This is a genomic window from Paenibacillus sp. FSL H7-0943, assembly GCF_037963265.1.
GTDB classification, from domain to species: domain Bacteria; phylum Bacillota; class Bacilli; order Paenibacillales; family Paenibacillaceae; genus Paenibacillus_AQ; species Paenibacillus_AQ odorifer.
This window is the reverse complement of sequence record NZ_CP150148.1, coordinates 1,115,154-1,129,949: the sequence shown is the minus strand read 5'-3', so window position 1 is coordinate 1,129,949 and position 14,796 is coordinate 1,115,154. Positions and strand designations below refer to the sequence as shown.

At 43.1% G+C, this 14,796-nt stretch carries 13 protein-coding genes; 5 read left to right on the top strand and 8 right to left on the bottom strand.

The features are described from left to right. Positions 1–110: 110 nt before the first annotated feature. Positions 111–965, bottom strand: coding sequence for a helix-turn-helix domain-containing protein (locus tag NSQ55_RS04860; protein WP_038568894.1), 855 nt, complete (start codon positions 963–965; stop codon positions 111–113). An 84-nt stretch (positions 966–1,049) separates the two neighbouring features. Here NSQ55_RS04860 and NSQ55_RS04855 point away from each other — a divergent pair, with 84 nt between their 5' ends. After that, positions 1,050–2,981, top strand: coding sequence for a glycoside hydrolase family 20 zincin-like fold domain-containing protein (locus NSQ55_RS04855; protein ID WP_339171647.1), 1,932 nt, complete (start codon positions 1,050–1,052; stop codon positions 2,979–2,981). A 53-nt stretch (positions 2,982–3,034) separates the two neighbouring features. On the opposite strand, the gene NSQ55_RS04850 is transcribed toward NSQ55_RS04855, so the two are convergent. Next, positions 3,035–3,328 carry a hypothetical protein gene (locus tag NSQ55_RS04850; RefSeq protein ID WP_076129272.1) on the bottom strand — a complete coding sequence of 98 codons (294 nt, stop codon included), beginning with the start codon at positions 3,326–3,328 and terminating at the stop codon, positions 3,035–3,037. Between the two features lie 101 nt (positions 3,329–3,429). On the opposite strand from NSQ55_RS04850, the gene NSQ55_RS04845 reads away from it, so the two are divergent. Both NSQ55_RS04845 and NSQ55_RS04840 read left to right on the top strand, forming a co-directional pair. Next, positions 3,430–4,365, top strand: a complete 936-nt coding sequence (locus tag NSQ55_RS04845; protein ID WP_339171644.1) for a hypothetical protein — start codon at positions 3,430–3,432, stop codon at positions 4,363–4,365. Positions 4,366–4,459: 94 nt separating this feature from the next. Further along, positions 4,460–4,699 carry an NHLP leader peptide family RiPP precursor gene (locus NSQ55_RS04840; RefSeq protein ID WP_170914256.1) on the top strand — a complete coding sequence of 80 codons (240 nt, stop codon included), beginning with the start codon at positions 4,460–4,462 and terminating at the stop codon, positions 4,697–4,699. 10 nt (positions 4,700–4,709) lie between these two features. Here NSQ55_RS04840 and NSQ55_RS04835 read toward each other — a convergent pair whose 3' ends face one another. Together NSQ55_RS04835 and NSQ55_RS04830 are read right to left on the bottom strand one after the other, a co-directional pair. Further along, positions 4,710–6,626 (bottom strand): sensor histidine kinase, encoded by a 1,917-nt coding sequence (locus tag NSQ55_RS04835; RefSeq protein ID WP_256717070.1) that lies wholly within the window; start codon positions 6,624–6,626, stop codon positions 4,710–4,712. Positions 6,627–6,739: 113 nt separating this feature from the next. Then, positions 6,740–8,638 (bottom strand): sensor histidine kinase, encoded by a 1,899-nt coding sequence (locus tag NSQ55_RS04830; RefSeq protein WP_076147144.1) that lies wholly within the window; start codon positions 8,636–8,638, stop codon positions 6,740–6,742. A 257-nt stretch (positions 8,639–8,895) separates the two neighbouring features. Here NSQ55_RS04830 and NSQ55_RS04825 point away from each other — a divergent pair, with 257 nt between their 5' ends. Beyond that, positions 8,896–9,300, top strand: coding sequence for a hypothetical protein (locus tag NSQ55_RS04825; RefSeq protein ID WP_051490926.1), 405 nt, complete (start codon positions 8,896–8,898; stop codon positions 9,298–9,300). 86 nt (positions 9,301–9,386) lie between these two features. Here the strand turns inward: NSQ55_RS04825 and NSQ55_RS04820 are convergent, their stop codons facing one another. Beyond that, entirely contained in the window at positions 9,387–10,613 is a 1,227-nt protein-coding gene (locus NSQ55_RS04820) for an MFS transporter (protein ID WP_076137142.1), read from the bottom strand. A 210-nt stretch (positions 10,614–10,823) separates the two neighbouring features. Between NSQ55_RS04820 and NSQ55_RS04815 the strand changes: the two genes are divergently transcribed. Then, positions 10,824–11,483: a peptidylprolyl isomerase gene (locus tag NSQ55_RS04815; RefSeq protein WP_051491160.1), complete on the top strand. Its 660-nt coding sequence runs from the start codon at positions 10,824–10,826 to the stop codon at positions 11,481–11,483. Between the two features lie 134 nt (positions 11,484–11,617). On the opposite strand, the gene NSQ55_RS04810 is transcribed toward NSQ55_RS04815, so the two are convergent. The 3 genes from NSQ55_RS04810 to NSQ55_RS04800 all read right to left on the bottom strand — a co-directional run bounded on the left by NSQ55_RS04810 (position 11,618) and on the right by NSQ55_RS04800 (position 14,794). Further along, positions 11,618–12,724: a Glu/Leu/Phe/Val dehydrogenase gene (locus NSQ55_RS04810; protein WP_248547923.1), complete on the bottom strand. Its 1,107-nt coding sequence runs from the start codon at positions 12,722–12,724 to the stop codon at positions 11,618–11,620. A gap of 231 nt (positions 12,725–12,955) precedes the next feature. Next, a complete protein-coding gene (locus NSQ55_RS04805; RefSeq protein ID WP_076129278.1) occupies positions 12,956–13,888 on the bottom strand; it encodes a manganese-dependent inorganic pyrophosphatase in 933 nt (310 codons plus the stop codon). A gap of 99 nt (positions 13,889–13,987) precedes the next feature. Then, on the bottom strand, positions 13,988–14,794 hold the full coding sequence (locus tag NSQ55_RS04800; RefSeq protein WP_339171634.1) for an AAC(3) family N-acetyltransferase: 807 nt from the start codon (positions 14,792–14,794) through the stop codon (positions 13,988–13,990). Positions 14,795–14,796 lie beyond the last annotated feature (2 nt).

Sequence of the window (14,796 nt, the reverse complement as noted above, 5' to 3'; positions counted from 1 at the left end):
TAACGTATTTATGTAATATTAATCCATAATTTTCAACATATCTTATAAAACGACAACAATTATACAAATTATAACAATTGCTGTTGGGACTCTAGTAGGATGATGTCGATTTAAATGTTATTCCGGCAAAGCTGGGGTGCGATCCCCATATATTTTTTAAATAAACGAGAAAAATAGAACGGATCATTATAATGAAGCATACTAGAAATTTCCTTAATTTGTAATGAGGTGTTGAAAAGCAACTTTTTGGCTTCTGCCATTTTTAGACGGTGAATATATTCATGAAGCGGGTATCCACTGCTGCGCCGAACAAGACGACGAAGCGTAGACATCGAAACATGATGTTTTGCCGCTATTTGTTCTAGGTCCATTTCACCATAAATGCATAAGTTCAGGTCTTCCCGAATCTGACGCATATAATCAGCCTGAGAATTCCAACTTTTTTCTTCTATTATAAAAGAACACTCCAGCAGCATTCTTTCGAGCAATAATGCTGCCCGATCCGCATCTACAGGTTCTCCGCTCTCCATCCGTTCCAGCACTTCTTCAAATAAGGTAGTAAGACCTACTATAGATTGGGCTTGAAAAACATTTCCCCCGGCAATGAGGCCCGATTCCAGCCATTCCGATACACGCGTGCCATTAAAGTTAATATAATACTCATCCCAGCTGCCTCCCGGTGGTGGACCAAAGTTATAACTGTAACCTGGGCGAAAAAAGTATAAGCTGCCTTCACGCACCTGCTGCTCTTTTCCCCCAATCTCCATGTAGGAGCCACTACCTGACACTATGTAAACAATGGCCCAGTGCTCAAAAACTACACCTGAACGGAATAACGTTCTTCCTGGCAGATGACCTGCCTGTCCCACCCTTATATTCTTGAGCTTCAGCTTGGAGGATTCAACCTTCGGATCAATAATTCTTATTGGATATGGACTGATCATATAATCCATGTGCTTGGACATTATAGGCATTCCTCCCCTTGTTTAGTAGTGATAAGGTTATTGTGAAGATGATCATATTCTACATGAATAAGAGGTGTCCACGCTATGCTTAATCATTCTACACTACTGCTTTTCCCTAATCCGCGTAAAATCACATTGTCACAAGGCTCCTTCCATTTCCCAACAAGCGGAAGCATCGTGCTTCCTAATATGGAAGAACAATCTGCCATGCCAGCTGCACGAAAACTACAGGAAGTGATTGCACAAGCATTGAATCTGCAGCTGACTTTATCCATTGGCTTACGTCCAACCGTTGTATCTGTCTGTAACTTTAACTATGTGCCATTATTGTCTGCACAGGCCTATGAGATTGTTATCGATCAGAAGGGTATCGTTGTCTCCTATAGCTCTCCTGTAGGTGCCTTCTACGCAGCAGCAACCCTGAAACAAATCATAGAACAAAGTGGAAAATCTATACCTCAGCTGCATATTCGCGATGAACCTGATTTTGGAGCCAGAGGCCTGCTCATAGATATCAGCCGCAATAAAATCCCGAAGCAAGAAACCTTGTACCGGATCATTGATCTTATGGCTGATTTGAAGATGAATGAACTTCAGCTATATATAGAAGGTGCTCCATTCGCTTATGAATCCTTCCCTCAAGTCTGGGAGCTTGAAACCCCAATTACCGGAGAGGAAATCTTGCTTCTGGATGCCTATTGCAAAGCACGTTATATAGAGCTTGTTCCCAATCAGAATAGCTTTGGGCATATGGAGGGCTGGCTTTCTCGTCCAGAATTCAACGCTTTAGCTGAAATTCCCGAAGGCTTTATGCTTCCGAAGAATTTGTATGCGCAGGACGTTTATCCAGAAGGCTTATTTATGCACCCTGGTACTTTTGATACCGAAGATCCTGCTGTACTACCTCTGCTAGACAAAATGTTTGACGATCTGCTGCCTTACTTTAGCTCCAATCAGTTTAATGTAGGCTGCGATGAGACCTATGAACTCGGTCTTGGTAAAAATAAAGCTCTGGCAGAAACTCAAGGCAAAGGTCAACTCTATTTATCATTCCTGCAAAAGATTTATGAGTTGGTTACAAAACGTGGCAAAACGATGCAATTCTGGGGCGATATCATTATCCAGCATCCCGAACTGATTCCTCAGCTTCCTAAGGATATTATTGCTATGGAATGGGGTTATAGCGCGGAGCATCCCTTCGAGTCCGATACGCTCAAATTCCGTGAAGCAGGTATTCCTTTTTATGTCTGCCCAGGCACCAGCTCATGGAACTCCATTACAGGACGCACAGACAATATGTTAGCCAATCTGCGCAGTGCAGCTATTCATGGCAAAAACAACGGCGCTATCGGTTATCTCATTACGGATTGGGGAGATTTTGGACACTGGCAGCATCTGCCGGTCAGCTATGCCGGCTTCGCCTACGGCGCAGCCCTATCCTGGAGTGTAGATCATAATCTGGAAGCAGATACTGCACAGTATTTAAATAGATTTATTTTTGCAGATCGTTCTGAGGGAATTGGCCAACTGCTCCTGGATCTCGGCAATTACTATCAGCTTGAATCCAGTATCAACCGTTCAAATGATGCAGAAATGTCCCTGCTGCTGCGTACCCATCTGGACAATTTCCTAATCATAGAGAAGCTTACTGAGGAACACTTCAATCATCTCGAAGAATATCTACTCTCCATTGAGGCGCGGCTATCGGGGCTAGATCTTCAATGCGAGGATGCTGCTCTTGTGTTGAAAGAACTGAGTAATGGCATCCATTTCGTGAAGCATGCTGTGCAGCTTGGCAGAATCAAGCTACAGTTGACATCAGCACCAGATTCGCTTGATCCTGCGCTGATTACAAAGCAAATCAATGATCTTGATGTACTCCTTCACCAATATCGTCTCTTGTGGACGGAACGCAACCGGCTCGGCGGCTTGGAGCAAAGTATCTCGAAACTTCAACGCCTGCGGAGTCAATATGAAGCATTAAAATCAGAGCTCTCCGCATCCGTAAGTTCCTAATCCCTCTTATTAAGATTCACTATATAGCTGCTGTTGGGTAATCGAACGTTGAACTAACGTTTTCGGTTCGCCCAACGCAGCTCTTCATATTGATTCTCAAGCATCTCCCGCTCACGTTGCTCGTGTTGTTCCCTGCCAATTCCCTCCTGCTGGCTTTCCTGATCCTCATAGATTCGCCATAGGTCAGAGAACAGATAGTCTTTAATTTCTACCACTTTTCCCTGCAGGATTCCGTTTATCCAAAAAAGTCCTGTGGAGGTACGCATAACCATGCGGCCATCCGGTGTTTCCGCCTTTTGGCCCATTCGAATCGCCATAAGCATTTGGCCGAAAGTATACCATTCCATATTTGCTAATACCTCCTAAATTTTAGTTGTAATGGAATAAAGAGAAAGCTATAATCAGGGCAAAAGAACCATTTTCGTAAAAATTTTATAGGAGGATTGTTATGGATTGGCTAAATGACTACGAAGATGAGCTGCGCTTGGTATTCCAAGAAAGCAGACGGATTATTTCCGAATTTCCAGAACCTCTAAATCAACAAGGCATGTCCTATCTTGAGCATTTTAACGTATTTAACGCTGAAAGCCACAAAAACTACATATGTTATCTTTTACCCTTTTGGCTGCAGAAGGGATGCGGAATCTCTGCAGAGGTTACTCGCCAGATGTCGATGGGCAACGTCTTTTTTATGTTGTATTTCTTCATACAGGATGACCTGATGGACAGCCAAGAATCCTCCGCATACGAAAAATTGCCCTTGGCGAATTTGCTTTATGTCGAATTTTTAAATATCTACCGGATACTATTTCCGGAGCCATCTGCTTTCTGGATCTTATTTAATCGTTATATCATGGAGTGGGCAGATAGTGTTAGCAACGAAAATACCAGTGACTATTTTCTTAATGATCGGGTCAAAATCTCCTATAAAGCCAGTCCGCTCAAGCTATCCAGCACCGCTGCCCTTCTGATGTCTGGAAAGAGTGATTTAGTGCCGCAAGCTGAAGAACTTATCCATTCGGTTTTGCTTACACTGCAAATGCTGGATGACTATGAGGACTGGAAAGAAGATTTATCCGCGGGCAACTATAATTGTCTTCTCTCCCTAACTCGCAAACATCTGCCAAACAGCAGTGCAGCTAAACTCACTTCGCAAGAGGTCGAATTTTATCTATTCACTGCAAATGGTCTACATACCTATACGCAATTAGCACACGACACACATAACAAAGTTACAGCTTCCGGCCTTGATGCCCCTCATCTTATCGCGTTCCATTCCATGCTAGTAAGTAACTTACAACAGATCTCTGATTCCATCGAAGCGGACAAGCAGCTCTTGCTAAACGGAGGATTATATCATTGGTTGTCAAAAAATGTCCATTAATTCTATTATTTTGTAATAAAAAGAATAGTATTAGTAGTTTTGCTATGTTATATTATTAAAGGTAAATATATACAATTTGGGAAGGGTGATTATTATGTCAGAAGCAATTCTTAGAAATCAAGTCATTCAAAAGGCATGGGAAGATCCAAGTTTCAAGAAAAGACTACTCTCAGACCCAAAAGCGGCTCTCCAAGAAGCACTAGGCGTAATTATTCCCGACAGCGTTACCTTGAAAGCCGTAGAAGAAGGCTCCAACGAATTCTATCTTGTAATTCCACCAAGTCCTACTTCCGATGTATTGAAGGCAACCGCAGCACCACGCGGTTCGTGGTAAGACAACAAGATTAACCCCCTAAGGAGTGAGAATCATCCGGAGCTTCTGCCAATGGCAGTATGGTGATGGATTCGGTTCCCACTCCTTTTTTGCTTGTAAATTTCACTTTACCTTGCATAGCTTCGATGATACGGAAAGTGACCATTAACCCAAGACCTGTCCCTTTATTCTTTTTAGTGAAATAAGGCTCTCCCAATCGGTGCAGGACATCCGCGTCCATCCCTTCCCCGTTGTCTTTGATATGAATGATTACGTTCTCCTCTTCCGCATACACCGACATATAGATAAACCCTTCGTCACGGAAAGATTCAATGCTATTTTTGATAATGTTGATGAAGGCTTGCTTAAACTTTGAGGAATTCCCCTTCACCCATAATTCGCCCGATACATCGAGAATCATTTTTCCTCCATTTAAATGACAAAGCGGCTGCATAATACTCTCAATATGCTTAAATTCATTATACAAATTCAGACTGGAAATCGTCTCAAATTCCGGTTTTGCGAAGGTTAAGAAATCCGTAATGATCCCGGAAGCACGATCCAGCTCACTAAGGGCCATCGACATAAATATTTCCTCTTCACCAACGGATTTCTCGCTAAGCAGCTGAAGGAAACCCCTAGTTACCTGGAGTGGATTCCGTACTTCATGAGCAACAGATGCAGCAAGCTCGCTAATAATTTCCATTTTTTCTGAACGCTGCAATTCGTTGTTAAAACGCTCTAATTCTTTAGAATAGTTAACAACCTGTTGATGGCTATAGGCTAGTCTTCGCTCCAGAATTACGATCAAGGAGATTATGAAGGCAACAATGCCCCACTTCCACAAGAATAAATCATAGTTCCCCTTATGAATGTAATACCACAGTAACTCTGACACTACAGTAAATGCAGCCGTTCCAAAGCCAATGGCAAAAATGATAGCGTCCCTATTCCCTTTAAGCGAAAATATAATCACACATACGATCAGCAAGATGAACTGAAGGATGAGGATGAACCCGATAATAGTGGTGGATACAAAATAATAAAACTCAATATAGCTATTATTCGATAGAAAATTGATCAAAAGACATAGCAAACAAAATGAGGAGTAAATGACTTGAAATTGACGAAAACGACGGACGATCGCATATTTTCCACTGCCAAATATTTTTTCAAATAAAAGAGTAAGCGCCGGTAAAAGTGAGAATAAAGCCAAATCAAGAAATACATTACTAATCGCGCCTAAATCGCTGTAAAAGGTATAAATAAAAGGAGAATAGGTTATCGAGAGAATTCCGGTGGAACCTATTACAACGGCTAGTGAAGCCACACTGGAAAAATAGTCCCTATTAATGTAGAGAGAGCTTATAAATAGAACGATAGCCACAAGAAAAAAAGCACAGCCCAAAATCACATCGCTGAGTCCATTTTTAATATAATCATTGATTAACAGGTTGTGTTCACCGATCACTACTTCATTTTTAATTCCGATTCTATCCTGCAGCGTTTCAGTCCAAATGTATAATGTTTTCCCACTATCGCTTTGACTCAAAGGCAACAACAAAGAATAGTTATCCTTAATATAATTACGATCTTCCTCGAAGATCAAACGGTCGTTCACATACACCTTCACATGAAGAGCATATAAAGTATCAATGTAGATTGAAGGGGAGATATAACTAAAGTTAGGTATGGAAATACGAGTCCAAGAAGTGGATACGCCTGATGGCAGATGTGGGATTTCCTTCGTAGCATTCACATTTATCCAATACTGCTGGTCATTATTCTGTGGAACCTCTATGCCGCTGTTTTCGGTTCCATCGCCCCATCTCATCTGCCAACTGGTAATTTCTTGGGATGGATATGGGGTCGCTGCTGATACAACAATTGAACTATATCCTATCAGAAGGAGAGTAAGAGCTATTGCTATATGTAGGACTTTAATCATCAAGCGCATATATGCACCTCAGAAGTAAGTATCAGAAACAATATTCTGTCTGTACTACTTCGCTCAGCCCCTCACTCTTTCCTTCTAAAAAACGGAATTATCATAAATTACTTCTAAATTCTTCTAAGTTCTGGTATTTTTACTATAATTTCAGTCCCTTCCCCTTTCTCACTGCGAAACTCAGTGCATCCCTCCATCGCCTCAATAATCCGAAAGGTTACCATCAGTCCAAGCCCCGTTCCTTTGGTCTTATTGGAGTAATATGGTTCCCCTAACCGAGCCAGCTCATTCCGGTTCATCCCTTCCCCATTATCATGAACACTGATTATTATATGTTTTCCAGACTTCCAGGCTGTGACTTTAATCAGCCCATTGTCCTTTAAAGCTTCAATACTATTTTTGAGTATGTTGATAAACGCTTGCTTGAACTTGGCAGATGATCCAGTAACGTAAAGTCCTGGCTGCAGATTAAGTTCAATGACGCCCCCTTGCAGATTCGCTAACGGAGAAAGAATACCCGTCACATGCCTCAACTCTTCGGACACATCAAGCTGCTCTACGGTTTCAAGTCCTGGTTTAGCGAAGGTTAGGAAGTCTGTAATAATGAGCGTAGCTCGATCCAGTTCTGTCACTGCCATTTGCAGATATTCCCGCTCCTTTTGATCTGAACGCTCCCCAAGAATCTGCAGAAACCCCCGGGTAACCTGCAATGGATTCCGTACTTCATGGGCAACCGAAGCTGCCAGCTCACTAATAATCTCCATCTTCTCCGAGCGCTGCAAATCATTATTGAACTTCTCAAGCTGATGGGAATATTCAATAAGCTGTTCATGGTTTCGAGTAAACCTTCTTCCCAGAATGACGATTAAGGCAATTACGAAAATCACCATTCCCCATTTCCACCAATATAATTGATAGGATTGCCCCGATGCATAGAACATGACCAGTTCACTAAGAGACATGAAAGCAAATATTGAGAACCCTGAAGTAAAAATAACAGCATCTACATTGCCACGGTTCGCGTGTATAAACGCTAAGCTGATCAAAAGTATAATTTGTACAATCATAAGAATACCTAGCACACTCGTAGTCATCAATCGATAAAAGTCATCCAACTGATAGGACAGAAGAATATTAATAACCATTAGGGAAAAACAAAATACAGAATAGACAATTTGAAACTTACGGAATCGTGTAACGATTCTCTTTTTCCCTGGACCAAATATTTTCTCAAAATAAAATGTAAAGGATGGCAAAAGCGTATATAAAGCTACATCAAAGAAAACAAGTACGATCTCTCCATAATCGCCGAGGATTGTCGGCAGGAATGATGAATACGTTACCACTAAGACGCCAATGGATAAAATAATCAGCACCAATAGAAATCCGCCTGAAAAATAGCCTTTTCTCATGAATAGCGAGCAGATCAGCAGTACAATCGCAATAAAAATAAGCGTCGTTCCAATGATCAGATCCATTAAGCCCTGCTTTACATAAACAGATAACAGCTCATCGTATTGGCCTACTCTTATTTCGCCGTGGATCCCTAAGTCTTTGCTGCCACCATGGGTCCATAAATATAGCTGTTGTCCTCCAACACTTTTGGACAGAGGAATGAAAACCTTACTGCCATTGAAATTAAAATCTTTTCCGGAATCATATATTAATTCGTTATTTAAATAAGCCTTAACATTATTTCCATATACTTTATCTATGAATAACGCAGATTTATCACTAATTTGTGGTAAAGTAAACCGCAGCCAGGCTGAGGTTGCTCCACTTGGAGTCTCTGGGCTTTTCCCATGAGGCATAACACGAGTCCATTCTTCATCAAGAGCTGCCACAGCTTCTTCAATATGATCTATTTCTATACGTTCAAATTTAATCTCCCAATTGGGCAGCGTAGAGTCTGATGATTCAGCACTCACTATCGCCGTACCAAAAGGAACCATAGCGGTCAGCAGTAGAATTAATAAAAAAGCAGCCGCTATATTGGGCTTTGGCAACTTCATCGTAGCACCTCAGTAATTCATTAGTTGTTTAAACGTTCATATATGCTTCTTAATTTCGACAAGCTTCGCACTATCCCTGCCTATTCTTGTAAATTTTCTCGAAAAAGAACGTTTTTCATCGGCTTTTGCTTTCACCCATTTTTTACTAATCTAATATAGACATACCCATTTATTGGATCAGCGATTCGATCATGGTCAAACGGGTAAAGATAAACATAGGAAGTTCAAATTTTATCATAAAAAAGGAGTGAACGGCTATGGATAGTTCACCAAATAAAACTGAGGCTGACTTTGAATATGAACGTTATATACAAGCTGATATGGATGAAGAGGATATTGTTGATGATGACGCAGATCCTGTCTTGGTTGGCGATAAATACTTGGCAGCAGATATTGGTTTAAACTCACCTAAGGATGTAATCGAAAGAGATGAGTTAGTGGAATCCGATGCATATCTAGCCGCTGAAACCGCAGGATTAACCCTAGATGATACGGATTATACTAAGGATGAGGAACTCTTGGAGATGGAAGAAGAAGATCAGCCGCTAGAGGATGTTCCAGATGCAGACGATGTATATCCAAATTCCATTATTGACCCTGCCTCCCCGCCAGTGGATGTTATGCCGGGAACAGACGTTTTGAACGGTTCGCAGGGAGAATAGCAGCTTAATATGAATAAAGCCGCCGGGCTATGAGCCCGGCGGCTTTATGTTGTTTCTAAATAACGACATGCTCATTGAGTTAGCAGTTAACCCTGCATCGTTGTTGGCTGTTCTGCGGGACGAGCAGCGGCGATTTGTGCTTCCAGCTTGCGGGTCTTAACCAATATCGCTGCTACCAGCAGCATCACTCCATTGATTACAAACACCCAGCGAATTGGAATCACCGCGCCTAATAAGCCGCCGATAATCGGTCCAGCCATCGTCGCAAGCTGAGATGCCGCCTGATTCAGGCCAAAGGCCCGTCCACGGAATCCCGGCTCAATTACTTGTACAATCATGGCATTCACTGACGGCAGCACACCTGCATAGAACAGGCCGTAAGCAAAGCGAAGGATAGCGAACTCTACATAGCCCGAAACAAAAAACTGCAGAATATTACCGATGCCGCCCCCGATCAGTCCAATAAATAAGATCATCCCAAAGCCTTTTCGGCTGCCGAGTCTGCCCCACTGCGGAGCCATCAGCACCGTAGCAATCCCCACAGCGGAGAATACGATTCCCGAGCTTAGCGAGGCACTATTTTTGGAGATCCCCATGTCCAGTAGATAAATTGGGATTAACGGTTCCAGAATCATAACGGAGAAGGTACTGATTCCCGCCAGCGAGAGCAAAGTAATAAAAGCTCGGTTACTTCTCGCTTCCCTGATATCATCACTTACATGTGACCTTGGAGCCGAACGGTCGAAGTTCTCCTCTTTTGCAAAAAAAGTAGCAATGAGCGCTGAGATAAGTACAATACCCGCTGAGAATAAAAAAGCAATCCGGTTGCTGGTATAATAGCTCACTACACCGCCAATTAATGGTCCAATAATACTACCTGTCGCTCCGGCTGTAGACATAATACTTAAAGCGTACCCCGTCTTATGCTCAGGTGTATTGGTGGCTACCATTGCAATAGCTGCTGGAACAAAACCGGCAAGCAGTCCTTGCAGCACACGCACAATCAAAAAAACATAAGGATCATGTACAAAATAATTAATAAGGTATAAAGCTGCCAGACTAAAACCCGAGCGAATAAGCATCGGTTTCCGACCATACTTGTCGGCTAGCGAACCCCAATAGGGAGAGATTAAAGCGCTGGCAAGAAAGGTTATTCCAAAACTAACCCCTGACCAAATCTCCAAATGATTTGAAACCCCAAGTTCGTCGCTCAAAAAAATGGAAAGGAAGGGAATCGAGATCGAATAAGCTGTACTACAAAAGAAAACCCCTATCCAAAGCACGATCAAATTCCGCTTCCACGAAAAGAGCATCCTATGCACATCCTTTCTCGATGTTCTCTTTGGAAACATCCTACCATTGTAAACTTCTTTTTAAGATGTGCCAATCCCAGAAGTCATAACTGACCTTTGCATGTAATAGGACAAAGGAGGTATTATGGGAAGTACCTACGAGATTATTCAATAAAAAGGAGAGATTATTTAGTGAAGTCTACACGAACAAAATCCGCTATTCTTCTGATCATGTTATGCCTGGTCATGGTTATTGCGGCAGGTTGCGGTAACAAACCAAACAATAACAATGCAAGCAGTAATAATGGAAGCAGCGGATCAGCACCTGGGGAAGGTGCAGCCCCAACTGAAGGCGTTCCTTCAGCTACGGCAAGTCATCCCTTAGTAACCATTGAAATGGAAGACGGGGATATCATCCAAGCTGAGCTATACCCTGAGGTTGCCCCTAACACCGTAAACAATTTCATCTCACTTATTCAAAAAGGATTTTATGATAACACTATATTCCATAGAGTAATTCCTGACTTCATGATTCAAGGCGGCGACCCTGATGGTACAGGTATGGGAGGCCCGGGTTACAGTATCGCCGGAGAGTTCTCTGGCAACGGGTTCACCAATAACCTTCTGCATACAGAAGGTGTTCTATCCATGGCAAGATCACAGGCTCCTGACTCTGCCGGTTCCCAGTTCTTTATTATGGATGCAGCTTACCCTAGTCTAGATGGAAGCTACGCCGCTTTTGGTAAAGTAACTGAAGGTATTGAAGCTGTAAAAAGAATTGTGAGCCTGCCTCGTGACGGTTCTGATCGTCCAGATGAGCCACCAGTCATGAAAAAGGTGACGGTCGACACCTTCGGCGTCACTTACCCAGAACCGCAAAAGGTTCAGTAATTAGGAATAAGCAGAAACCACGTTACCGTCCTCGAAAGAGAATAAACGTTTCTTGTAGAAATAAAAGAACATAAAAAACTCGGCAGTCCCTCCGAAGTTGTAATCGGATGGAGCTTGCCGAGTTTTTTTACAGCTTATCCCCGCAGCGATCTTCTGCTAAGTGCATGTTGACCATTACGCAGGAAGGTGCTGCGGCTATTTCTTAATAGCGCTATCCGGTCCTCTGCAAGCTGGTTCGCAGCGGCATAAGTAGGTATTCCGTTCAAACGGGAAATTTCCATTACGCGGGTAATATTGTCGTAAATCTTCGCCACCTGCTTAAAGGCACGTTCCTTATTATAGCCGTTCAGCTCGTCCGCAATATTAATGACGCCACCTGCATTAATCACGTAATCTGGAGCATATACAATCCCCATCTCATGAAGTGCATCACCATGCGAGGAATCCTTCAGCTGATTATTAGCAGCTCCTGCAATCACTTTCGCCTTGATTACCCGTAAGGATTCATTGTTAATTGTCGCTCCAAGAGCGCAAGGAGCATAAATATCACAATCTACACTGATGATATCGCCTGGATCTACAGCCTTGGCGCCATAGGCCTCTACTGCACGTTGAACGGCTGGTTTATGGATGTCCGTTACGATAAGCTGTGCTCCTTCTTCATGAAGATGTTTGCACAGTGTAAAGGCCACGTTCCCCACGCCTTGAACAGCTACTGTCTTCCCTTCAAGCGAATCACTGCCAAAGGCGGCTTTAGCGGCTGCCTTCATTCCTTGGTAAACACCGTAAGCCGTTGCTGGTGACGGATTGCCCGAAGAACCGTACGTAGGTGAGGTGCCAGTAACATAATCTGTCTCTTGATAAATAATGTTCATGTCCTCTTCCGTAGTCCCTACATCTTCAGCAGTTATGTACCGTCCATTTAAACCTTGTATGTATCTTCCGAAAGCACGGAACATGGCTTCATTTTTATCCTTCTTGGGATCTCCAATGATTACTGTTTTCCCACCACCCAAATTCAGGCCGGATACTGCATTTTTATAGGTCATCCCTTTTGCTAATCGAAGCGCATCAACAATAGCTTCCTCTTCCGTAGCATAGGTCCACATCCGTGTTCCACCCAGTGCTGGTCCTAGTGTCGTGTCATGAATCGCGATGATCGCCTTTAATCCCGATGCCTTATCCTGACAAAATAATAATTCCTCGTAGTCGTCCCGTTCCAATGCTGCAAACAATTCCATTTCCAATATCCCCTATCCCTTTGTCATATTCCTCATGCTGGTTCAAAGTTCATGCAATTAGAAGAGGATCTGTTGGATCCCCTCCCAAAATATTGTAGCAGAATACGCCGTAAAACAAAAAGAACTCATGTCACCATCTTAACTACTGATGGGGCATGAGCTCTTTTTATCCAATCTACTCTCAAGACATAATTTCTATTGTACAAAATACAACGCAACTGTCAAAATGCTTTACAGTTTAGCAATCGTCTCTGTAAGTACCGGTACGATTTGTGATTTACGGGATACTACACCTTTAAGAAGCGCTTTATTGTCATCAAGCTTCACGTTGTACGCCTGTTCTACTGCACCTGCAACACGGCCCAGAGCCAGACCCACCGAATCGTTGTTGAGGATATCTGTAACTACGAACAGGAACAGATCCAATTCTTTTTCAGCAATAATGGAAGTCAGTGCAGTTTCCAGTTCAGCCTGCTTGGAGAGTACATCATTAACGTCAACCGCGTTCACTTGGGCGATTTCTACTTTGTATTCACCCATTTTGAATTCCTTAGCATCCAAGGAGATCAGTTGAGCGATACTCTTGTCGCTAAGATCAGCACCAGCCTTCAGCATATCAAGGCCGTAGCTTTCTGCATTTACACCAGCGATTTCAGCCAATTCGCGTGCTGCAGCTACATCTTCAGCGGTGCAGGTTGGAGATTTAAACAGCAAGGAATCAGAAATGATTGCAGACAACATCAATCCGGCGATGTCTTTAGGGATAGCTACACCGTTTTCTTTATACATTTTATTAAGAATAGTAGCAGTACAGCCTACTGGCTCAGCACGGTAGTATAACGGATGTGCAGTCTCAAAATTAGCGATCCGGTGATGGTCGATAACTTCAATTACACGCACTCGATCAATGTCATTCGCACTTTGTTGGCGTTCATTATGGTCAACAAGAATAACCTGATTAGCTTCTCCAGCTACGTTCTCTACCAGACGAGGAGCCTCTACTCCGAAATGATCAAGCGCAAATTGCGTTTCACCACTAACGTCTCCCAGACGAACTGGCTCAGCATCCCAGCCTAATTCTTTTTTGAGTGCTGCATAAGCAATTGCCGAACAAATAGTATCCGTGTCCGGATTTTTGTGTCCAAAGACCAATGTTTTTTCCATTTCCAATCTCCTTACTATGTTTTAGTGAGATTAATATACCATACATTGATAGCGGCTTCCAGATTGTGCGTGCTGAAAAAATGGTTTAGCCTCTCCCACCTACGGTTGTTCACGTCTGGTCTTTGGAAGCGGATCTGGTTTGGACTCACCATGCAGCGGTTCATTATCGGAGAAAAGATCAGGATTCTCTTTTAGCATCTGGCTTAAAATATCCGTCGTTTCTACTGTTCCACACACTCTAACTAGCGCATCCCCGAAATTCCCCTTACGCATGGCACCGCCTTCCTCAAGCTCGCGTTCCACTTTCCAAAAATGCTCCGACCAAGAGAGACCACAATGTCTGCGAGAAGGCACCATGATTTCATCGCCAGCCGGCGTCACCGTATATAATTCCTCATGACTATCCGTCATTCTGCCCGGAATATCCACCCACTCTTCAATACCGTGAATGAACGTATTCCGCCGCAGATCGACACCCAGCAGTACAATTTCCGCCTTCCGATCAAGCAGCTTGCCCCACACTGAACCACGGGCGCATGGCGTATCCCAACGTTCATCCCCTGCAGTAAATGCCTCAGCATCAACACCCAAAGCCGCTACAGAGTGAGTCGGATGCCAAGAGCGAACAACACCTGGACGTTTTCTGAACAGCTCCGGTAATATCCCTACACAAGATGGGGAATCTTGAACAGAGAAGCGCGGATTATCCGCATTAATATAAGCCCATGTATGCGTTGGCAAAACAAGCAGCCCATCCTTCATATATTCACTGAGTGCATCCAGCACCGTGTTCGCGCCTCCTTCTACTTCGCCAACACTTTTTAACGAGGAATGAACTAGAATGGTCCCCCGTGGATCAACCCCTAACTCCTGTAATTGTTTCATCAAGCTTGTTGTTGTGTGCACTA